This window comes from Streptomyces sp. NPDC040589, from assembly GCF_055594445.1.
This window is the reverse complement of the sequence record NZ_JBVIWP010000001.1, coordinates 547,894-568,499: the sequence shown is the minus strand read 5'-3', so window position 1 is coordinate 568,499 and position 20,606 is coordinate 547,894. Positions and strand designations below refer to the sequence as shown.

At 70.6% G+C, this 20,606-nt stretch carries 21 protein-coding genes; 12 read left to right on the top strand and 9 right to left on the bottom strand.

The features are described 5' to 3' along the window. The first annotated feature begins 24 nt into the window (after positions 1 to 24). Genes ACZ58V_RS02530 through ACZ58V_RS02510 form a run of 5 tightly spaced genes read left to right on the top strand, consistent with a single transcriptional unit; the run spans position 25 to position 4,234 of the window. Positions 25 to 1,011, top strand: a complete 987-nt coding sequence (locus tag ACZ58V_RS02530; protein ID WP_468187939.1) for a carbohydrate ABC transporter permease — start codon at positions 25 to 27, stop codon at positions 1,009 to 1,011. Next, complete coding sequence (locus ACZ58V_RS02525) at positions 1,008 to 1,850, top strand: carbohydrate ABC transporter permease (protein WP_471287969.1); 843 nt, start codon at positions 1,008 to 1,010, stop codon at positions 1,848 to 1,850. Before ACZ58V_RS02530 ends, ACZ58V_RS02525 begins: the two co-directional genes overlap by 4 nt. A gap of 9 nt (positions 1,851 to 1,859) precedes the next feature. Further along, entirely contained in the window at positions 1,860 to 3,407 is a 1,548-nt protein-coding gene (locus ACZ58V_RS02520) for a glycoside hydrolase family 3 protein (RefSeq protein WP_471287967.1), read from the top strand. 30 nt (positions 3,408 to 3,437) lie between these two features. Then, positions 3,438 to 3,686 carry a helix-turn-helix transcriptional regulator gene (locus ACZ58V_RS02515; RefSeq protein ID WP_184590604.1) on the top strand — a complete coding sequence of 83 codons (249 nt, stop codon included), beginning with the start codon at positions 3,438 to 3,440 and terminating at the stop codon, positions 3,684 to 3,686. Further along, on the top strand, positions 3,683 to 4,234 hold the full coding sequence (locus ACZ58V_RS02510; RefSeq protein WP_471287965.1) for a hypothetical protein: 552 nt from the start codon (positions 3,683 to 3,685) through the stop codon (positions 4,232 to 4,234). Before ACZ58V_RS02515 ends, ACZ58V_RS02510 begins: the two co-directional genes overlap by 4 nt. 46 nt (positions 4,235 to 4,280) lie before the next feature. Here the strand turns inward: ACZ58V_RS02510 and nagB are convergent, their stop codons facing one another. Continuing rightward, positions 4,281 to 5,066 (bottom strand): glucosamine-6-phosphate deaminase, encoded by a 786-nt coding sequence (gene nagB, locus ACZ58V_RS02505; protein ID WP_471287963.1) that lies wholly within the window; start codon positions 5,064 to 5,066, stop codon positions 4,281 to 4,283. 256 nt (positions 5,067 to 5,322) lie between these two features. Here nagB and ACZ58V_RS02500 point away from each other — a divergent pair, with 256 nt between their 5' ends. Next, positions 5,323 to 6,396 (top strand): SIS domain-containing protein, encoded by a 1,074-nt coding sequence (locus tag ACZ58V_RS02500; RefSeq protein WP_471287962.1) that lies wholly within the window; start codon positions 5,323 to 5,325, stop codon positions 6,394 to 6,396. Between the two features lie 71 nt (positions 6,397 to 6,467). Here the strand turns inward: ACZ58V_RS02500 and ACZ58V_RS02495 are convergent, their stop codons facing one another. Next, on the bottom strand, positions 6,468 to 7,220 hold the full coding sequence (locus tag ACZ58V_RS02495) for an SDR family oxidoreductase (protein WP_468187951.1): 753 nt from the start codon (positions 7,218 to 7,220) through the stop codon (positions 6,468 to 6,470). A 97-nt stretch (positions 7,221 to 7,317) separates the two neighbouring features. Between ACZ58V_RS02495 and ACZ58V_RS02490 the strand changes: the two genes are divergently transcribed. Beyond that, the gene (locus ACZ58V_RS02490; RefSeq protein ID WP_471287958.1) at positions 7,318 to 8,088 is read left to right on the top strand and encodes a TetR/AcrR family transcriptional regulator; all 771 of its coding nucleotides are present in this window, start codon (positions 7,318 to 7,320) and stop codon (positions 8,086 to 8,088) included. Positions 8,089 to 8,466: 378 nt separating this feature from the next. Then, the gene (locus ACZ58V_RS02485) at positions 8,467 to 9,933 is read left to right on the top strand and encodes a sensor histidine kinase (protein WP_471288725.1); all 1,467 of its coding nucleotides are present in this window, start codon (positions 8,467 to 8,469) and stop codon (positions 9,931 to 9,933) included. Between the two features lie 183 nt (positions 9,934 to 10,116). Here ACZ58V_RS02485 and ACZ58V_RS02480 read toward each other — a convergent pair whose 3' ends face one another. Further along, positions 10,117 to 10,374 (bottom strand): WhiB family transcriptional regulator, encoded by a 258-nt coding sequence (locus ACZ58V_RS02480; protein WP_016639615.1) that lies wholly within the window; start codon positions 10,372 to 10,374, stop codon positions 10,117 to 10,119. A 322-nt stretch (positions 10,375 to 10,696) separates the two neighbouring features. Next, positions 10,697 to 11,665 carry a diacylglycerol/lipid kinase family protein gene (locus ACZ58V_RS02475; protein WP_468187956.1) on the bottom strand — a complete coding sequence of 323 codons (969 nt, stop codon included), beginning with the start codon at positions 11,663 to 11,665 and terminating at the stop codon, positions 10,697 to 10,699. A gap of 116 nt (positions 11,666 to 11,781) precedes the next feature. Between ACZ58V_RS02475 and ACZ58V_RS02470 the strand changes: the two genes are divergently transcribed. Then, positions 11,782 to 12,219 (top strand): hypothetical protein, encoded by a 438-nt coding sequence (locus ACZ58V_RS02470; RefSeq protein ID WP_468187958.1) that lies wholly within the window; start codon positions 11,782 to 11,784, stop codon positions 12,217 to 12,219. 3 nt (positions 12,220 to 12,222) lie between these two features. Here the strand turns inward: ACZ58V_RS02470 and ACZ58V_RS02465 are convergent, their stop codons facing one another. The 3 genes from ACZ58V_RS02465 to ACZ58V_RS02455 all read right to left on the bottom strand — a co-directional run bounded on the left by ACZ58V_RS02465 (position 12,223) and on the right by ACZ58V_RS02455 (position 14,287). Then, entirely contained in the window at positions 12,223 to 13,335 is a 1,113-nt protein-coding gene (locus ACZ58V_RS02465; RefSeq protein ID WP_471287955.1) for an RNA polymerase sigma factor SigF, read from the bottom strand. Positions 13,336 to 13,352: 17 nt separating this feature from the next. After that, positions 13,353 to 13,766: an ATP-binding protein gene (locus tag ACZ58V_RS02460; protein ID WP_003992877.1), complete on the bottom strand. Its 414-nt coding sequence runs from the start codon at positions 13,764 to 13,766 to the stop codon at positions 13,353 to 13,355. 260 nt (positions 13,767 to 14,026) lie between these two features. Continuing rightward, positions 14,027 to 14,287 carry a UBP-type zinc finger domain-containing protein gene (locus ACZ58V_RS02455; RefSeq protein WP_107455506.1) on the bottom strand — a complete coding sequence of 87 codons (261 nt, stop codon included), beginning with the start codon at positions 14,285 to 14,287 and terminating at the stop codon, positions 14,027 to 14,029. Between the two features lie 61 nt (positions 14,288 to 14,348). Between ACZ58V_RS02455 and ACZ58V_RS02450 the strand changes: the two genes are divergently transcribed. Beyond that, positions 14,349 to 15,947, top strand: coding sequence for a Na+/H+ antiporter (locus ACZ58V_RS02450; protein WP_468187963.1), 1,599 nt, complete (start codon positions 14,349 to 14,351; stop codon positions 15,945 to 15,947). A gap of 112 nt (positions 15,948 to 16,059) precedes the next feature. Here the strand turns inward: ACZ58V_RS02450 and ACZ58V_RS02445 are convergent, their stop codons facing one another. Both ACZ58V_RS02445 and ACZ58V_RS02440 read right to left on the bottom strand, forming a co-directional pair. Next, a complete protein-coding gene (locus ACZ58V_RS02445; RefSeq protein ID WP_468187965.1) occupies positions 16,060 to 16,977 on the bottom strand; it encodes a 1-aminocyclopropane-1-carboxylate deaminase/D-cysteine desulfhydrase in 918 nt (305 codons plus the stop codon). Between the two features lie 63 nt (positions 16,978 to 17,040). Further along, positions 17,041 to 17,484 (bottom strand): DUF6010 family protein, encoded by a 444-nt coding sequence (locus ACZ58V_RS02440; RefSeq protein ID WP_471287951.1) that lies wholly within the window; start codon positions 17,482 to 17,484, stop codon positions 17,041 to 17,043. Positions 17,485 to 17,776: 292 nt separating this feature from the next. On the opposite strand from ACZ58V_RS02440, the gene ACZ58V_RS02435 reads away from it, so the two are divergent. Next, the gene (locus ACZ58V_RS02435) at positions 17,777 to 19,183 is read left to right on the top strand and encodes a family 2B encapsulin nanocompartment shell protein (RefSeq protein ID WP_468187969.1); all 1,407 of its coding nucleotides are present in this window, start codon (positions 17,777 to 17,779) and stop codon (positions 19,181 to 19,183) included. A gap of 111 nt (positions 19,184 to 19,294) precedes the next feature. After that, on the top strand, positions 19,295 to 20,506 hold the full coding sequence (locus ACZ58V_RS02430; RefSeq protein WP_468187971.1) for a family 2 encapsulin nanocompartment cargo protein polyprenyl transferase: 1,212 nt from the start codon (positions 19,295 to 19,297) through the stop codon (positions 20,504 to 20,506). Positions 20,507 to 20,606: the final 100 nt, after the last annotated feature.

Here is a 20,606-nt window from a genome sequence, read left to right as displayed (position 1 = left end):
TGAGGGAGCGCCGAGGAGCACGCGATGAGTGCCGCAGACACCACCACCCCCGCCAAGGTGCCGCCACCGCGGCAGGCACCGCCACCCCCTGCCGACGATCTGCCACGGGTGAAGCGGCCGTCGGGCGGGGCCACGGCCCCCTGGCTGCTGCTCGCGCCCTGCCTTCTGATCCTCGCTCTGGTCATGGGCTATCCGCTGGCCCGGCTGGTCACGCTGTCCTTCCAGAAGTTCGGGCAGTCCCAGCTGTGGGGCTTCCAGCCGGCCGAGTCGGTCGGGTTCGACAACTTCGCCAGGGTGCTGGGCGACGGCGAGTTCTGGGCCGTCGTCCTGCGCACCATCGTCTTCGCGGCCGGGGCCGTCGTCTTCACGATGGTGATCGGCATGGCGCTCGCCCTGCTGCTCCAGCGGGTCTCCGGCTGGCTGAAGGTGCTCATCAACATCGTGCTGGTGGCGAGCTGGGGCATGCCGGTGATCGTGGCGACCACGGTCTTCAAATGGCTCTTCGACTCGGACTACGGCGTCTTCAACGCGCTGCTCAGCAAGCTGCCCGGCGTCGACATGATCGGCCACAACTGGTTCGCCAGTGGGCCCCAGGGCCTGGCCGTGATCATGCTGCTGGTGGTGTGGGGAGCCGTGCCGTTCGTGGTGATCACGCTCAGCGCCGGGCTCACCCAGGTCCCGAAGGAACTGGAGGAGGCGGCCCGCCTGGACGGCGCCGGCTCCTGGGGCGTCTTCCGCTATGTCACCCTGCCCGTCCTCAAGCCGATCATCGTGATGCTCACGACGCTGTCGGTCATCTGGGACATGGGCGTCTTCCCGCAGGTGTTCGTCATGCGCAACGGCCACCCCGAGCCGGAGTTCCAGGTCCTCAACACCTACTCCTACGACCGGGCGTTCGTGGTCAACGACTACGCGCAGGGCTCGGCCATCGCGCTGATCACCGTCCTGCTGCTGCTCGGGGTGGTCGCCGTCTACATGCGGCAGATGCTGAAGATCGGAGAGGTCGAATGAGCACACTCGCCGGAGCCGGCCGCCGTAGGTCGCGGCTCGGCTGGAACCTCCTCGGCCTCCTGGTCTTCGTCGTCGCCGGCTTCCCGCTCTACTGGATGCTCAACACGGCGTTCAAGCCCGCCAAGGACGCCATCGACCCGGACCCGAGCCTGCTGCCCACCGGCATCACCTTCGCCAACTTCGGCCGGGCGCTGGACATCGCCGACTTCTGGGGCCCGGTGGGCCGCAGCCTGATGGTGTCGCTGGCGGTCGTCGTCATCGGCATGGTCGTCGGGCTGCTGGCCGCGCTCGCCATCTCCCGGTTCGCCTTCCGCGGCCGGAAGATCGTGATCGTGGGCATCCTGGCGGTCCAGATGGTGCCGCTGGTCGCCATGATCATCCCGGTGTTCCTGCTGCTCAACGACCTGGGCCAGTACGACCGGCTGACCGGCCTCATCATCACGTACCTGACCTTCATCCTCCCGTTCACGGTGTGGACGCTGCGCGGCTTCATCGTCAACATCCCGAAGGAACTGGAGGAGGCGGCCATGGTCGACGGCTGCTCCCGCACCGGCGCCTTCCTCCGGGTCGTCTTCCCGCTCCTGGCCCCCGGCATGGTCGCCACCTCGGTCTACGGCTTCATCCAGGCGTGGAACGAGTACCTCTACGCCCTGATGCTGCTCAGTCAGAAGAACCAGACCGCGACCGTCTGGCTCGGCAATTTCACCACCAAGCACGGCACCGAATACGCCCCGATGATGGCCGGCGCCACGATGATGGCCGTGCCCATCGTCGCCCTCTTCCTCCTCGTCCAGCGCAAGATGGCCGCGGGCCTGACCGCGGGCGCCGTGAAGGGATGACCCCACCCGATGACGACACTCGCCAGCGGTGCCGACACGCTCACGCGTGACGCCCTGACGGTTCTCCAGCCCGGCTTCACCGGCACCACCGCCCCCGACTGGCTGCTGCGCCGGCTCGGCGAGGGCCTCGCCTCCGTCGGCCTGTTCGGCCGCAACATCGCCTCGCCCGGCCAACTGGCCGCGCTCACCGCGCAGCTGCGGGCCGAGCGCGACGACGTCCTGGTCGCGATCGACGAGGAAGGCGGTGACGTGACCCGCCTGGAGGTGCGGTCCGGCTCCTCCTTCCCGGGCAACCACGCGCTCGGCGCGGTCGACGACGTCGAGCTGACCCGAGCGGTCGCCCACGAACTGGGCCGCCGCCTCGCCTCCTGCGGCGTGAACCTCAACTGGGCCCCCTCCGCCGATGTGAACTCCAACCCGTCCAACCCGGTGATCGGTGTCCGCTCCTTCGGCGCCGACACCGATCTGGCCGCCCGGCACACCGCGGCCTATGTGTCGGGCCTGCAGTCCGCCGGAGTCGCCGCCTGCACCAAGCACTTTCCCGGCCACGGCGACACGGCCGTCGACTCCCACCACTCCCTCCCGCGCATCGACGTCCCCGCGGACGTCCTCACCGAGCGCGAACTGGCCCCGTTCCGGGCGGCCATCGCCGCCGGCACCCGGGCCGTGATGAGCGCCCACATCCTGGTCCCCGCCCTGGACCCCGACCTCCCCGCCACGCTCTCCCGGCGCATCCTGACCGGCCTGCTGCGCGGCGAACTCGGCTACGACGGCCTCATCGTCACCGACGGCATGGAGATGCGGGCCATCGCCGGCACCTACGGCATCGAACGCGGCAGTGTCCTCGCCGTCGCCGCCGGCGCCGACGCGATCTGCGTGGGCGGCGGCCTGGCCGACGACGCGACCGTACTGCGGCTGCGCGACGCCCTGGTCGCGGCGGTACGCGCGGGCGAACTCCCGGAGGAACGCCTCGCCGACGCCGCGGGCCGGGTCCGGGCACTGGCCCGCTGGACGGGCACGGCAGCCCCCTCGCCCGAGGACGCGCACGGCGGCGAAATCGGCCTGCGGGCCGCCCGCCGCGCCCTCACGGTCACCGTCGCCCCGGGTCTGGAGCGCCCGGAGAGCTTCAAGCCCCTCACCGAACCGCCCTACGTCGCCGCCCTCACTCCCGTCGCCAACATCGCGGTCGGCGACGAGACCCCGTGGGGCGTCGCCGCGGAACTCCTCCACCTCCTGCCGGGCACCGTGACCGGCAGTTTCTCCGCCCAGAACGGCAAGAGCGACGAGAGCGGGGCGAGCGCCGGACGGGCGGCCCTCGAGGCGGCCGGTCCGCGCCGCATCGTCGCCGTCGTCCGCGACGAACACCGCCACCCCTGGATGGCCTCCGCCCTCGACACCCTGCTGGCGGCCCGCCCCGACACCGTCGTGGTCGAGATGGGCGTCCCCCAGGCCGCCCCGCGCGGCGCCCTGCACATCGCCACCCATGGCGCGGCCCGCGTCTGCGGCCGGGCGGCAGCCGAGGTGATCACCGGGCTCGCCGGGATCACGGGGTTGTAAGGCTGCATTCGAATGTAGTACTTCTTATACATGAGCGAGCAGGTGCACAACAGGTTGGCCATGGTGCGCGCCGAACGGAAGGTGTCGCGCCAGAGCCTGGCCGAGGCAGTGGGAGCCCACTACCAGACCATCGGCTACATCGAGCGAGGGCAGTACAACCCGAGCCTCGACCTGGCGCTGAAGATCTCGAAGTTCTTCGGCCTGCCGGTCGAGGCCGTGTTCTCCCTCGAACCGTTCCGCCCGCTCACGGACGAGGTCTACGGGAGGAACCAGCCATGACGACGACACGCCTGACCCGGTACGACCGAAGCATGCTGCGGCTGATGAACGACCGCCGGGGCCAGGCCTGGTACGCCACGGCGGCACGCCGGCGTCTGGCCGTCGCGGCGCACATCACCCTCACCGTGGCCATCGGCGGACTGATGACCCACTTCTTCCTCGCACAGGGCGAGCCGCTGGGGCCCGTCGCCGTGATGGCCGTGCTGCTGTTTCCCTGGATGGTCGCGACCGGCGTCATCAACGGCGCCACCAGGGGCCTGCTGGAACTGCGCGAACACGTCCTGGACGAGAGGCAGTCGGCGGAGCGCAGCCGCGTCCTGGCCCGCGCCCACCGCATGACGACCCTGCTCCTGGCAGCGGTGGCGGTTGCCTTGTTGATCACGGGCGGCGTCGCAGGCGACGCCCCGAAGGCCTACGCCGCGCCCCTGCTCATCGCCGTCCTCGTCGTCCACTGGCTGATGCCGCTCTGGGTGGCCGGCCTGCGCGCCCAGGACGAGCCGGCCGAGGACGACGTACTGGAAGCCGAGGCCCCCGCGTCTGCGGCGTGATCCGAACGAGAGGGACTCCGGCGACAGGGACTCTGAAGGGCCGGCCCTAGATCCCCTGCCACTCCGGCTTGTTGACGTACGTGTGCCGGAAGTAGTCCGCGAGCTTCAGCTTCGACGCGGCGGCCTCGTCGACGACGACGGTCGCGTGCGGGTGGAGCTGGAGCGCGGACGCGGGGCACACCGCGGCGACCGGCCCCTCCACCGTCGCCGCGACCGCGTCCGCCTTGCCCTCGCCGGTGGCGAGCAGCACCAGGTGCCGGGCCCCCAGGATGGTGCCGATGCCCTGCGTGATCACGTGGTGCGGCACCTGGTCGATATCGCCGTCGAAGAACCGCGCGTTGTCGATCCGGGTCTGCTGGGTCAGCGTCTTGATGCGGGTCCGCGACGCCAGCGACGAGCACGGCTCGTTGAACCCTATGTGCCCGTCGGTCCCGATCCCGAGCAACTGAAGGTCCACACCCCCGGCGTCCGAGAGCACCTTGTCGTACGCCTCGCACGCGCCCTGCACGTCCTCGGCCGCACCGTCCGGGCCCGTGAACCGGCCCATCCCGATCCCCAGCGGCTCCAGCACCTCACGCCGCAGCACCGAGCGGTACGACTCCGGATGGTCGGCGGGCAGTCCCACGTACTCGTCGAGCTGCGCGATCCGCGCCCCCGCGACGTCCACGGCACCGGAGCGCGCCTTGGCCGCCAGCGCCTCGTACACGGGCAGCGGCGTCGAGCCCGTGGCCACGCCGAGCAGCGCGTCGGGCTTGCGCCGGAGCAGCTGGGCCATGGCCTCGGCGATGAGCTCGCCGCCCGCCTTGGCGTCCGGAACGATGACAACTTCCACGCTGGGCCTGCCGATCTGAGAGGAGTGCTCGACTGGGACTGGACCCCCGAGGGGAGTGTGGTTTAGACCAATCTAACAGAGCGGGGCCGCCGCTCCCAGGGTGTACGCCCTCGCTCCCGAACCGGCGGCACGACTGCGCCGACCAGGCATCCACCAGGCCTCCACCAGGTGAACAGTGCCGGTCCCGCGGGGGCGTTCTCCGGCCCGGGGGAGTGGAATGGGAGCTGCAGCCGCCCGCGCCACGGAAGGACCCGCCATGACCGCCGCCGCCACACCGGAACCCCTCAGTGAGCTTCCGGGCCGGACCATGGCCCGGGAGATGGCGGAGCAGCCCGCCGTCCTGCGCCGGATCCTGGCCGACGGCGCCCCCGCCGTCCGGGACGTGGCCGGGCGGATCGCCGCCCGCGCCCCCCGCTTCGTCCTGCTGACCGCCCGCGGCACGTCCGACAACGCCGCCCTCTACGCCAAGTATCTTCTGGAGATCCGCCTCGGCCTGCCCTGCGGACTCACCTCGATGTCCACCACCACGGCCTACGGCGCCCGGCCCGACCTCACGGACGTCCTCGTCGTCACCGTCAGCCAGTCCGGCGGCTCTCCGGACCTGGTCGCCTCGACCCGGGCCGCCCGCGAGGCCGGCGCGATCACCCTGGCCGTCACCAACAACCCCGACTCACCGCTCGCCGACGTCTCCGAGTACCACATCGACATCATGGCGGGACCGGAGAAGGCGCTCCCCGCGACCAAGACCTACACCGCCTCCCTCCTCGCGCTCTACCTGTTTGTCGAGGGCCTGCGCGGCGGCGACGGCGCGCCCGCGCACGCCCTGCCGGACCTCGCCGAGCAACTGCTCGCCCGGCAGGACGAGGTGCGCGCCCTCGCCGCCCGCTACCGCTTCGCCGAGCGCATGGTGATCACCTCACGCGGCTACGGCTACCCCACGGCCAAGGAGGCCGCCCTCAAGCTGATGGAGACCAGCTACATCCCCGCCCTCTCCTACTCCGGCGCCGATCTGCTGCACGGCCCGCTCGCCATGGTCGACAACGTCTCCCCGGTCATCGCCGTGGTCACCGACGGCAGGGGTGGCGAAGCGCTCCAGCCCGTCCTCGACCGGCTGCGCGGCCGTGGCGCCGACCTGGTCGTCATCGGCCCGGGGCATCAGGTCGAGCAGGCGACGGCCGGCTTCGTCCTGCCGACGGACGGTGTGGCCGAAGAGGTTCAGCCCGTCCTGGAGATCATCCCCCTCCAACTCCTCGCCTATGAGGTCACCATCGCCCGCGGCCAGGACCCGGACGCGCCGCGCGCCCTGGCGAAGGTGACGGAGACGCGCTGAACCACGGGGGACTCACGGGCGCCGGGGGAGTGACCTCGGTCCTGATCACCGTCGCCTGAGCCCGGCCTCGTCTACGTGAGCGAACCCCCTGTCACATCCACCCAGCTCCCCGTCACCCACCGGCCCCCGTCCGAGGCCAGGAACGCCACCACGTCGGCGACCTCGGCGGGTTCGCCCACTCCGCCCAGGGCCGATATCGCCGCGGCCTTCGCCCAACTGTCGGCGCTTCCGTGGAGCAGCTCGGCCGTGTTGTCCGTGTCGATGAGCCCCGGCGCCACCGAGTTCACCGTGATGCCCCGAGGGCCCAGCACCTTGGACAGGTCCCGTGAGAGGACGTCCAAGGCGCCCTTCGTCATCGCGTACGCCACGTTGTCCGGCATCGCCGCCGTCCGGGCCAGGCCCGACGAGATGTTGACGACCCGGCCGCCGTCCCGCAGTCGCGTCATGCCGTGCTTGAGGATGAAGAACGGCGCCTTCACATTGACCGCGAAGACCCGGTCGTACTCCCGCTCGTCCAGTTCCCCGATCGGTCGCGTCTTCCCGATCCCCGCGTTGTTCACCAGGATGTCGAGCCCGTCCGCGTGCCGGTCGAACTCCTCCCACAGCGCTTCGGCGTCGCCCGGTACTCCGAGCTCCACGCCCACCGTGAACGCCGAGCCGCCCGCTGCCTCGATCGCCGCGGCCGTCTCCTTGGCCGCCGTCTCGCTCCTGCCGTAGTGCACCCCGACCCGCGCGCCGTCGCGCCCCAGTCGCTCGGCGATGCCACGCCCGATACCCCTGCTCGCCCCCGTGACGAGTGCCGTCCTGCCCGTGAGCACGCCCATGGTGGCGCCCCCCTTCGTAATTTCCTAGTGGTCGATACAGAAATGACCGTACACAGTCCGCCGACATTTCTCTAGTGTCCGCTATAAAATGCACCCCATGGTGAACGACGACGACGGGACCGCGAGGGCCGAGAGGCACGGAACCGCGGACGCCCGGAGGGTGGAGAGCGCCGGAGAGAGCAGGGCCAAGGACTCCGGTGAGAGCGGGACCAGGAACTCCGGAGAGGGCGGGGTCAAGGGCTCCGGAGACGGCAAGGCCAAGGCCAGGCCTCGCGGCCGCCCCCGCTCCTTCGATCGCGAGACCGTGCTGGAGAAGGCCCTCCTGGCCTTCTGGGAGCACGGCTACGAGGCCACGTCCGTCTCCGATCTCACCCGCGTCATGGACATCGGCGCCCCCAGCCTCTACGCGGCCTTCGGCGACAAGCGCTCCCTCTTCGAGGAGGTCGTCCGCGTATACGGCACGGGGCACGGCTCGTTCACCGACCGCGCCCTCGCCGAGGAACCCACCGCCCGGGCGGCCGTCGAGCGCACGCTGCGCGAGGCCGCCGCCGCGTACACGGAATCCGGCCATCCGCACGGCTGCCTCGTCGTCCACGCCGCCACGAACTGCTCGGACGCCGAGGTCGAGCAGTCGCTGCGGGACCGCCGCAACGCCAACATCGCCGCCTTCGAGAGCCGCATCAGGGCCGATGTCGCCGCCGGCGTGCTGCCCCCGGGCATCGACGCCGCCGTCCTGGCCCGTCACGTCGGAGTGTTGATCCAGGGCATGTCACAACAGGCGCGGGACGGGGCGAGCCGGGAGGAACTGGAGGCGGTCGCGAAAATTGCCATGACCATCTGGCCCCGCACAGGAACCCACACGGGTTAGGCTGCGTGGTGGACGTCAGTACGTCCGATTCGCGGGAGACAGAACAACAACGAACAGCCTCCAACGCATGGACACCCCCTAGTGGTCTAGTCCACAATGCGTACGAGGGCGCTTGCGAAGCACGTACAAGCCTCCGTCTTCCCCGCACAGGAGGACGGACCGAGGAACCGAGGCTCTCTGCCCTGACTGCCCCGGGTCCTCATCCTTCGGCCGACCGGGACCGCACACCCCACGGCCGATGCTGCTCCGGGCTGCGGTGCCGGGAGGGTTGAGGGTCCCTCTCAGGCGCCGCGGCCCGCGGGTGTTTCCGGGCCCGTACGGGATCCGAACATTTCAGAGCCGCACAAACCCCCGGGTACGCTCGCACACGTGCCCTCCATGAACGAACTCGTACGCCAGCACACCGCCCTCGACGACACCGATCTCGAGTGGCTGCACCTGCTGGTCTCGGAGTGGCAGTTGCTCTCCGACCTCTCCTTCGCCGACCTGGTCCTGTGGGTCCCCACCAGCGACGGCACCCGGTACGTCTCGGTCGCCCAGATGCGGCCCAACACCGGCCCGACCTCGTACCAGGACGACATGGTGGGCCACCTCGTCCCGCGAGGCCGCCGCCCCATGCTGGACGCCGCCCTCGACGAGGGCCGCATCGTGCGCGAGGGCGACCCCGAGTGGCGCGAAGAGGTCCCCGTCCGGGTCGAGTCGATCCCCGTGCGGCGGGAGGGACGCGTCCTCGGCGTCATCGCGCGCAACACCAACCTCCTCACCGTGCGCACCCCGAGCCGTCTGGAGCTCACCTACCTGCAGAGCGCCTCCGACCTCGCGCAGATGATCGCGGCCGGCTCCTTCCCGTTCGCGAACCAGCAGCTCGACATGGATGCCTTGCCCCGCGTGGGCGACGGGCTGATCCGGCTCGACGCCGACGCCATCGTCCAGTACGCCTCACCGAACGCCCTCTCCGCCTACCACCGTCTCGGCCTCGCCTCCGACCTCGTCGGCCAGCACCTGGGCAGGACCACCGCTGAACTCGCCCCGACCCGGGGCCCGGTGGACGAGGCGCTCGCCAAGGTCGCCAGCGGCTGGGCGCCGCGCGAGTTCGAGATCGAGGCCACTGACGGGGTCATCCAGTTCCGCGCGATCCCCCTCAGCCCCAAGGGCACCCGCATCGGCTCGCTGGTCCTGCTCCGTGACGTCACCGAACTCCGCCGCCGCGAACGCGAGTTGATCACCAAGGACGCGACGATCCGGGAGATCCACCACCGGGTCAAGAACAACCTCCAGACGGTGGCGGCCCTGCTCCGACTCCAGGCCCGGCGCATCGAGTCCGACCGCGGCCGCGAGGCCCTCGAAGAGGCGGTGCGACGCGTCGGCTCGATTGCGATCGTGCACGAGACGCTCTCTCAGAACCTGGACGAGCGCGTCGAGTTCGACGACATCGCCGACCGTGTCCTGGCCATGGTCGCGGAAATCTCCCCGGGCAAGGTCACGGGCCGGCGCACCGGCCGCTTCGGCATTCTCGACGCCGAGGTCGCCACGCCGTTGTCGATGGTGCTGACCGAGGTTCTGCAGAACGCCCTGGAGCACGGCTTCCGTGAGGGCGACACCGGCGCGGTCGAGGTGTCGGCGGTTCGCGGCGGTACCACCAAGGAGGCGCGACTGCTGGTCACCGTCCAGGACGACGGCGTCGGCCTGCCGGAGGGCTTCGATCCGCACACCGCGGGCAACCTCGGCCTGCAGATCGTACGGACCCTGGTGGAGGGCGAGTTGGGCGGCACCTTCGACATGGTCCCGGCACCGGAGCGCGGCACCCGCGTGATCCTCGACATCCCGGTGCCGTCGCAGAAGTAGGTATCGCACGGCCGAAGGCCATCTGAACAGCATTGAGCCCCGGGCCACTTGGTGGCCCGGGGCTTAAAGCTCGTTGCTGCTTTGCTAAGCGCATCGGGGGAACTGCGCGCTGCGGCTCGGGGGCGGGAGATGCGTACTCGCTGTACGCGCCGCCAAGCTCAGGCTGTCAGCAGGGGTGGGTTGTCAGGCGGAGGCCTGACGAGCCCGGTTGCGGGCGGCGCGGCGCTTCATGGCACGGCGCTCGTCCTCGCTGAGACCACCCCAGACGCCGGAGTCCTGGCCGGACTCGAGCGCCCACTGCAGACACTGCTCCATCACCGGGCAGCGACGGCAGACGGCCTTGGCTTCCTCGATCTGCAGCAGCGCAGGACCGGTGTTGCCGATGGGGAAGAAGAGCTCGGGGTCTTCCTCGCGGCAAACGGCGTTGTGACGCCAGTCCATGGCTGCTACCTCTCCTTGGTATTACGTGCAGGGCTTGCTTGTGAATGTGAACGCTTTCACGAATCCCTCAACAAGTGAAGGGCCGACAGCCAGGTTCCCTGGCGTGGGTCCTGTGAGTTGAAGAGGGATTCTGGTGATCAGTGGAGGCCGGTCTTGCGGGCCGTCCCGATCGCCACGTAGAGACTCGCAAACCTCAGCGGCGGATACAACCCCTTCTGGAAAGTTTTTTTTGATTCTTCGGTGTCGACTAGGTCACAGCCGTACTTCCATGGGGTGGATCCTGGCCTAAACGTTCGAGTGAAAGGACTTTAGCCAGTTCTGCTCACACAATCACACGCAGTGCACGGCGTACGCCTGTGAACGTCACGCTCGTTCGCAGGCCCAGGTGGTCACCGTCCATCTGGAGGGGGAGCGGCACCTTGGAATGCAAGGTGAACTCGGTCAAGTCGTGCAGGGAAGTGGCGTGTTTGCCATGGGGGCCGCGCTCGGGGGACGAAGTGAGCAACTGGGTCCCATAACGGGCAACAGCCGCGGTGGACAGACGGCTGAGACCGAAGAGATCGAGGCCGGTATCGAACGAGGCCTTAGGCGCCGCGTAGATCGGGCGATTCCCCAGAAACGTCCAGGGCGAGGTGTTCGAGACTATGGACAGCACCAGATCGGTGATCGGATCCTCGCCGGCCCGCTCCAGAGTGATCATGCCGTGCCGGCGGTTGGCTTCACCGAGGAGCTGGCGCACGACCTGGCGTACGTAAAGAGCGTGTGTGGATTTCCGGCCGCGCTCGCGGTGCTGTTCCACCCGGCCGACCACACCGGCGTCGAAGCCGAGCCCCGCGTTGAAGGTGAACCAGCGGGCCGGCACCGTCTCGTCCTCCGTGCCGGGCGTACCCGAGGCCAGGCCCAGGCCGACGGTGCGTTCGCTGCCGTCGCGCAGGGCGTCCAGCAGTGCGCCGGTGGCCTCCACGGCGTCATTGGGCAGGCCGAGAGCACGGGCGAAGACATTGGTGGAGCCGCCCGGGACCACGGCGAGGCCGGGGAGATGCCCCGGGGCGGGGCCGGCGTGCAGAAGGCCGTTGACCACTTCGTTGACCGTGCCGTCGCCGCCGAGGGCCACCACCAGGTCGATGTCCTCGCTGTCCGCCGCCTGCCGGCCCAGGTCGCGCGCGTGGCCGCGGTACTCGGTGGTGACCGCCTCCAGCTTCATCTCGCTGGCGAGCGCGTGGATCAGTACGTCGCGCGTGCGCGCACTGGTGGTGGTTGCCGCCGGATTGACCACGAGAAGTGCACGCATGTCTGGCAGCGTACCTACTGGGGGGTACCGGGCCCAGACCGAGGTAGGGATCAGGTAAGAGACCAGGGGTGAACCTCGCCACCGGGGGCGCGTACGTCGAGGGCTACTCTTCAGGGGTGAGCAGTGAGCAGACCCCCGTACCGGAAACCACCGGCCCCCGCCCGCGGCGTCTGACGTACGCCGCGCTGCTGGCCGCACTGGAGGGGCTCGCGCTGGTCGTCGGCGGAGTCTGGATGCTGGTCCTCGGCCTCACGGGCGAGCCGGACGACCGGCAGCAGGCCGTGACCGGGGGGATCACGCTGGTCGTACTCGCGCTGCTGCCGCTGCTCGCCGCACGCGGGCTGCTCGGCCGTCGCAGCTGGAGCCGCGGCCCTGCCGTCATCACCCAGCTCATGGCGCTGCCGGTGGCCTACAACCTGCTGCAGGCCGACAGTATGGCCATTCCGGCCGGGATCGCCCTCGCGGTCGTGGCCGTCGCGGCGCTCGTCCTGCTCGTGAACCCCGAGACGACCCGGGCCCTCGGGATCCGCGGGCCCGGCAACGTGGAGAAATAGCCGTCACTCCTCGACGAGGAGCTTCTCCCGCAGCTGCGCGAGCGTGCGCGCCAGCAGCCGCGAGACGTGCATCTGCGAGATGCCGACCTCCTGCGCGATCTGCGACTGGGTCATGTTGCCGAAGAACCGCAGCAGCAGGATCCGCTTCTCCCGCGGCGGGAGGTCCTCCAGGAGCGGCTTGAGGGACTCCCGGTACTCCACGCCCTCCAGCGCCTCGTCCTCCGCGCCGAGGGTGTCCGCGACCGCCGGGGACTCGTCGTCGGTGTCGGGGACGTCCAGGGACAGCGTGGAGTACGCGTTGGCGGACTCCAGGCCCTCCAGGACCTCCTCCTCCGAGATCGCCAGCTTCTCGGCGAGCTCGTGGACCGTGGGGGAGCGGCCGTGCAGCTGTGAGAGCTCGGCCGTGGCCGTGGTCAGCGCCAGGCGCAGCTCCTGCAGCCGGCGCGGGACGCGCACCGCCCAGCCCTTGTCGCGGAAGTGCCGCTTGATCTCGCCGACGACCGTCGGGGTCGCGTACGTGGAGAACTCCACGCCGCGATCCGGGTCGAAGCGGTCGACCGACTTGATCAGTCCGATCGTGGCGACCTGGGTGAGGTCGTCCAGCGGTTCACCGCGGTTGCGGAAACGGCGCGCGAGATGCTCGACGAGCGGCAGGTGCATGCGGACCAGCTGGTTGCGCAGTTCCGCGTACTCCGGACTGCCGTCCCCCAGGGTGCGCAGTTTGAGGAACATCTCGCGCGCCCCGCTGCGGTCCGGAGAGCCGTGGTGCGCGCGCGGCGCCTGATGCTCGGAGTCTCGCTCGTGCTCGCTCATCGTCCCGCCCGTCGCCCTTCCCCGAGCCCTCGCCTCCTCCGCCACTCTCGGCTTCGCGTGAGTGGGAGGACCCCCTGGGACAGGGGATGCGGTGATCCCCCCGCCCGGAGGCGCGCTCCGCACGGCACCGCCCTGGTCCAGCCGCCCGCCGCCCGGGAGGACGGCCCCCGTGGAGTCGTCCTCCGGGTGCGGGCGGGCCTGCTCGGGGATGCCGTCGATGCCGTCCGCCATGCGCCGGGCCCCGCTCGGACCGCTCGTGCCCTCGGTCGGCAGCTCTCGTGTGCTGCGCTCTTCGTCCCGCACCGGCCCGTCCTCGCTCCTCACGCCGGCCCGGGTCCCGCGCCGCGCTGTTTGTAGAGGCTGATCGAAACGGTTTTGTCCTTGTCCACGGCAGAGGAGACCTTGCCCGCGAGGGCGGACAGGACGGTCCAGGCGAAGGTGTCCCGCGAGGGGGCATGGCCATCCGTGGTCGGAGCCGAGACAGTGACCTCGAGTGAGTCGTCGACGAGGCGGAACACACAGCTGAGCACCGAGCCGGGCACGGCCTGCTGAAGCAGGATCGCGCAGGCCTCGTCCACTGCGATGCGCAGGTCCTCGATCTCGTCGAGGGTGAAGTCCAAACGGGCCGCGAGACCGGCCGTGGCCGTACGCAGCACCGACAGGTAGGCACCCGCGGCCGGCAGCCGGACTTCCACGAAGTCCTGGGTCGCGGGCTCGCCTGCGATCTGGGACACCCTCACCTCCATGGTGGTACAAGCGTTTCAGGGCCGAGGGTCGCCCCCCGGGGTAACGCGATACGTGGTTCAGCGGTGACGCTATCGCGCTCTCGACGGTCCTGTCCCCGGGACCCCAACCCCATGTCGTCACTCACAGTAAACCTGTGGATACGCTCCGTGTCTAGGGGTTGGGCGGGCCCAAATGGGAAGAGCGCGCGCCGGGTTGACGTACCCAGACGTCAGACGGTCGAACCGTCCGCCGCCGGGGTCTTGCGGAGTCACACCAGGACATGGTCGACGAAGCACCAGCGCCAGGTCTCCCCGGGCTCGTGCGTCCGCATCACGGGATGGCCGGACTCCTTGTGGTGCCCCGCCGCGTGTCGCCCCGGCGAGGAGTCGCAGCAGCCGACGTGACCGCAGCTGAGGCACAGCCGAAGTTGTACCGGATCCATGCCCTCCGCCAAGCACTCCGGACACGTCTCGCTGAGCGGGCCGGGTTCGGGGTGCGGCAGCGCGTCGGCGTGCGTGCACTGTTTCATGATTGCCAGGTTACGACGGTCGAGCGGAAGACCGCGCGGAAAAAGAGGGCGGGCGAGAACGATGGACGTGATGCCACTGCTGTTGCTGGTGGCGGGCAGTGCCGCGATCGCCGCGGCCGCGCGGCGCACCCCGGTGCCGGCGCCGCTGCTGCTGGTGGCGATCGGGCTGGCGGTCAGCTACGTCCCCGGGGTGCCCGACTACACGCTCGACCCGCACATCGTCCTGCCGCTCATCCTGCCCCCGCTGCTGCACACGGCCGCCACCGACAGCTCCTACCTCGACCTGCGGGCCCAGCTCAGGCCGGTCGCGATGCTGTCCGTCGGGTACGTGCTGTTCGCGACCTTCGTCGTCGGCTGGGCCCTGTACCTGATCGTGCCCGACCTGCCGCTGACCGCGGCCCTGGTCTTCGGCGCGGTGGTGGCGCCCCCGGACGCCGTCGCGGCGACGGCGGTGGCACGCCGGGTCGGGCTGCCGTCCCGGATCACCACGATCCTCCAGGGCGAGTCCCTGCTGAACGACGCCACCGCGATCACCGCCTACCGGGTGGCCCTCGCTGCCGCCGTCGGCGAGGGCGCGACCTGGGCCGGGGGCATCGGCGAGTTCCTGCTCGCGGCGATCGGCGGTGTCGTGGTCGGGCTGGTGCTGATGGCGCCGATCCACTGGCTGCGCACGCACGTCAAGGAGGCGCTGCTGCAGAACACGCTCTCCCTGCTGATCCCGTTCGTCGCCTACGCCGTCGCCGAGCAGGTGCACGCCTCCGGTGTCCTCGCGGTCGTGGTGGTCGCGCTCTACCTGGGACACCGCGCGTGGGAGGTCGACTTCGCCACCCGTCTCCAGGAGGAGGCGGTGTGGAAGATGGTGGCCTTCGTCCTGGAGTCGGCCGTGTTCGCGCTGATCGGACTGCAGCTGCCGGTCGTCCTGAGGGGCCTCGGACAGTACGAGGGCGCCGAAGCCGCCTGGTACGCGCTCGCCGTCTTCCTGGTGGTTGTCGCGGCCCGGTTCGTCTGGGTGTATCCAGCGACCTTCCTGCCCCGGCTGCTCTCGGCGCGGATCAGGGAGCGGGAGGATAATCCGACCTGGAAGGGGCCGTTCATCATCGCGTGGGCCGGTATGCGGGGCGTGGTCTCGCTGGCCATCGCCTTCTCGATCCCGCTGACCATGCACGACGGTGAGGAGCCCTTCCCACATCGCAACCTGATCCTGTTCCTGACCTTCACGACGGTCATCGGCACCCTGGTCGTGCAGGGCCTGACCCTGCCCCCGCTGATCCGTCTGCTGAAGGTCCCCGGGCGGGACACCCAGGCCGAGACGCTCGCCGAGGCGAATGCCCAGGCGCAGGCCTCCCGGGCCGCCGAGCGGCGCCTGGACGAACTCCTCACCGACGAGCGCAACGCCCTGCCCGCCCCGCTCGCCGACCGGCTGCGCATCGTCCTGGAGCGCCGCCGCAACGCCGTCTGGGAACGGCTCGGGCAGGCCAACCCGGTCACCGGGGAGTCCGTCGACGACACCTACCGGCGGCTCTCGCGGGAGATGATCAGCGCCGAGCGCGAGGTGTTCGTCAGGCTCCGGGACGCCCGGTACATCGACGACGAGATGCTGCGGACCCTGCTGCGCAGGCTGGACCTGGAGGAGGCGGCGGCCTTCCGGGAGGCGGCGTAGCGGCGAGACGGCGCTGAGGCGCTGCCGGGTGTCAGGTGACGCTGCCGGGCGGTCAGAGACGCTGTCAGGCGGTCAGGAGACCCTGTCGGGTGCCAGGTGACCCTGCCGGGTGTCACGGGAAGGGGCGGCCGGTGACGACGGCCGCCACCGTCGTCCCGCGCGGGAAGGCGCCTTCGCCGGCCAGGGCGGCGAGGCCGTACAGCAGCTTGGCCACGTACAGACGTTCTACGGGCAGGCCGTGACGGCGTTCGAAGTCCGCGGCGAAGGCGTCGAGCTCGTCGGGCACGCGCGCGTAGCCGCCGAAGTGGAAGCGGTCGTCGAGGCTCCAGGAGCCGCGCGGGCCGCCGAAGGCCTGCCGCTGCAAGGCCTCGGTCTCGGCGGCCAGGAAGCCGCCCTTGAGGACCGGCACCCCCAGGGCGCGCTGCCCGGGAGCGAGCCCGGCGGCCAGTCCCGCCAGTGTGCCGCCGGTGCCGCAGGCCACGGCCACGACATCGGCCCGGTCGTACAGCTCGGCGCCGAGTGCCCGGCAGCCGCGTACAGCCTCGGCGTTGCTGCCGCCCTCGGGGACGATGTAGGCCTCCTCGGCGTCAGCCGCGCGGAGGATCCCGGCCAGGGTCCGCGGCTCCGACTTGCGGCGGTACGTCGCCCTGTCGGCGAAGTGCAGCCGCATGCCGTCGGCCGCACACCGGGCGAGGGAGGGGTTGAGGGGGCGGTCGGCCAGCTCGTCGCCCCGTACGACACCGACCGTGGGGATGCCGAGCAGCCGGCCGGCCGCGGCTGTGGCGCGCAGGTGGTTGGAGTAGGCGCCGCCGAAGGTGATGACGGGACGGCCGGCCGCCGCCGCGAGGTTCGGCGCCAGTTTGCGCCACTTGTTGCCGATCAGCTCCGGGTGGATCAGGTCGTCCCGCTTCAGCAGCAGCCGGACGCCCCGGCGCTCGAACCGGCCGTCGACGACTTCCCGCACCGGCGAGGGGAGCCGGGGGTGCAGGGCCGCGAGGCGGGGTGCGTCGGGGGCGTCGGGGCTGGTCACCTCGTCATTGTCGCCCGGGGTGGGTGCGGGCTGGCCTTCGGCCCGGTCCGGCTGCGGCTTCGGTCAGTGCGGGCCCCCTGTGGCCGGTCGCGCGGTTTCTCGCTGCCCCTGATGGGGCCTCCGCCGGTTCCGTACGAACTCGATGAGTGACGGTCCGCCCCGCAGGCACCAGAGCGCGATCACGGGGTCGCAGATCGCGCAGCCCAGGGACGAGGCGTGGAGGAACGGGATGATCGGGTTGCCCTTGACGTGGTGGACGATGTCCCACGCCGTGTGCAGCAGCCAGCCGATGCCGATCCACGTCCACGACTCCAGACCGCGGAAGGCGACGTAGGTGACCAGCGCGGTGAAGGGGAACTCCCAGCCGCCCATGCCGCCGCCGCTGAGATACGCGGCACCGGCACCGGCGATCGTCACCGCGTTCAGGCGCCGCCGGTGTGGTTCGCGGACCAGGGACATCAACAGGGCGTAGAGGATGCCGATGCCGATCGGCGCGATGTACTGCATCGATGGGGCCGTTTTCTGGAGCCGGGGAGGGAATGGCTCATCACGCTAGATCCGGCCCCGCCCGCTCCCCAGTGGCGTGAGCGACAGGTTTCCACGGATTGTCGCCACCCGGTCCGGGGCCGACCGTGGTGACCTTCGTTCGCCAAAACGGACCTCCCCTGCCCAGTGATACGAAGATCCATTCCCGCTCTTTCGGGTAATAGCATCGCGACGTTGAGTGAGAAAGGCTTGCCCCTGGACATCGATGCCCGAGGCGTATGGGCGTTGGGCATAACCGGGAGGGCAGTTCTCTATGTCGGTAGGCGAAGAGGTCCGCACGGAGCAGACCAAGCCGCAGCAGAGTCTCGGCACGGCGGCCGCGCGGAACCTGGCCACCACGACCAAGTCCGTGCCACAGATGCAGGAGATCAGCTCCCGCTGGCTGCTGCGGATGCTGCCGTGGGTCGACATCCAGGGTGGTACGTACCGGGTGAACCGGCGGCTGACGTTCGCCGTGGGCGACGGCCGTCTGACGTTCGTGAAGACCGGCGACCGTGTCGAGATCATCCCCGCCGAGCTCGGCGAGCTGCCCGCGCTGCGGTCCTACGAGGACGAAGAGGTGCTCTTCGAGATCGCCCGCCGCTGCGAGCAGCGCGAGGTCCCGGCGGGCGACGTGATCGCCTCGTTCGGCAGCCCGTCCGAGGAGGTGTACCTCCTCGCGCACGGCAGGGTGGAGAAGGTTGGCACGGGCCCGTACGGGGACGACGAGTCCCTCGGCGTCCTCGCCGACGGCGCCTACTTCGGAGAGGACGCCCTGCTGAACGAGGACGCGATCTGGGAGTACACGGCCCGCGCCCTCACCGCGTGCACCGTGCTGGTGCTGCCCCGCCAGGAGTTCGCGCAGATCGCGGAGCGCTCGGACACCCTGCGCGAACACCTCCAGCAGCGCCGCTCGATCCCCTCGCAGCGCTCCAACAAGTACGGCGAGAAGGAGATCGACCTCTCCGCCGGCCACTCCGGCGAGCCGGACATCCCGCACACCTTCGTCGACTACGAGGCCCGGCCCCGTGAGTACGAACTGAGCGTCGCCCAGACCGTGCTGCGCATCCACTCGCGCGTGGCCGACCTGTACAACCAGCCCATGAACCAGACCGAGCAGCAGATCCGGCTGACGGTCGAGGCGCTGAAGGAGCGCCAGGAGCACGAGCTCGTCAACAACCGCGACTTCGGGCTCCTGCACAACTGTGAGTACGAGCAGCGGATCCAGCCGCACGACGGTGTGCCCGGCCCGGACGACATGGACGAGCTGCTCAGCAGGCGCCGCGGCACCAAACTGCTCCTCGCCCACCCGCGTGCGATCGCCGCGTTCGGGCGTGAGCTCAACAAGCGCGGGCTGGTGCCCGAGACCATCGACGTCGGCGGCAACCGCATCCCCACCTGGCGCGGTGTGCCGATCTACCCGTGCAACAAGATCCCGGTGACCGAGGCTCGTACGACGTCGATCATCGCCATGCGTACCGGCGAGGCCGACCAGGGTGTCATCGGCCTGCGGGCCTCCGGCATCCCGGACGAGATCGAGCCGAGCCTGTCGGTGCGCTTCATGGGCATCAACGAACAGGCCATCATCAAGTACCTGGTCACGGCCTACTACTCGGCCGCGGTCCTGGTACCGGACGCGCTCGGAGTCCTCGAGAACGTCGAGATCGGCCGCTGGCGGTGACGCTCCCGGTACGTCGGCCGTGTCCCCGCCCGCCCGGGCGGGTACACCCTCGGGGTACGCGCCCAGCGGCAGCGGAAGCGCCACCGTCCGCTCATACTCCGAGGCGGTCCCATGGGTGAGTCCCTTACGGAGTTCAGGACGCAGACGCCGCTGCCCGCCCCTGGTGAGCAGCGATCCGCCCCTGAGGAGCAGCGATCCGCCCTTGGTGAGCAGCGAGGTGCCTTGCCCCGGCGTGCGGCCGGGGTGCCGGAAAGGCGTGGATCCAACGGGACGCAGCGGGACGGCCGGCCCGCACCGGCCGAGGGGCATGAGGCGGTCATGCTCCTGGACCGGGCCCGGGCGGAGGTCGATCCGGTGCTGCGGGCCGCGCTCGACTCGCTGCCCGGGCCGATGCGCCGGATCGCGCTCTACCACTTCGGCTGGGAGCAGGCGGACGGCACCCCGGCGGAGGGCGGCTCGGGCAAGGCGATCCGCCCTGCGCTCGTCCTCGCCGCGGCGGCCGCCCTCGGGGGGCCCGAGGCACGGGTGGGGGCGGTCCGGGCGGCCGCGGCGGTGGAGCTGGTCCACAACTTCACCTTGCTGCACGACGACGTGATGGACCGGGACACCACCCGTCGGCACCGGCCCACCGCGTGGACGGTGTTCGGGGACGCCGACGCGATCCTCGGCGGGGACGCGCTGCAGGCACTGGCCCTGCGACTGCTCGCGACGGATCCGCACCCGGCGTCCCGGGCCGCCGCGGCCCGGCTCGCGGACTGCGTGGTCGAACTGTGCGCGGGCCAGCACGCGGACACGGCCCTGGAGCGGTGCGACCCCGGCGAGGTCACCCTCGAGGAGGTGCTCGCCATGGCGGAGGCCAAGACGGGCGCACTGCTGGGGAGCGCCTGCGCGATCGGGGGCCTGTACGCGGGCGCCGGGGATGGGGACGTGGCGGCGCTGGACGCGTTCGGCCGGGAGGCCGGGCTCGCCTTCCAGCTCATCGACGACGTCATCGGCATATGGGGCGACCCGCACCGCACCGGCAAGCCCGTCGGCGCGGACCTGGCCGCCCGCAAGAAGTCCCTGCCGGTCGTCGCGGCCTTCACATCGGGCACGCCGGCGGCCGCCGAACTCGCCGAACTGTACGCGCGGCCCGGTGAGAAGGAGGACCTGGACCACATCGCCCTGACCGTGGAGCGCGCGGGCGGCCGTGACTGGGCGCAGGGCCAGGCGGCCGACCGGATGGCGCGGGCGATACAGCAACTGGCGCGCGCGGTGCCGGATCCGGAGGCGGCGGGCGGTCTGCTGGCCCTCGCCGAGTTCGTGACACGGCGCAGCAGTTGAGGTTCGGCAGTCGTTGACGACCGCCAGCAGTTGAGGTTCGGCAGTCGTGACGACCGCCAGCAGTTGACGGTCGGCCGCAGTTGATGGCCGACAGGGGTCG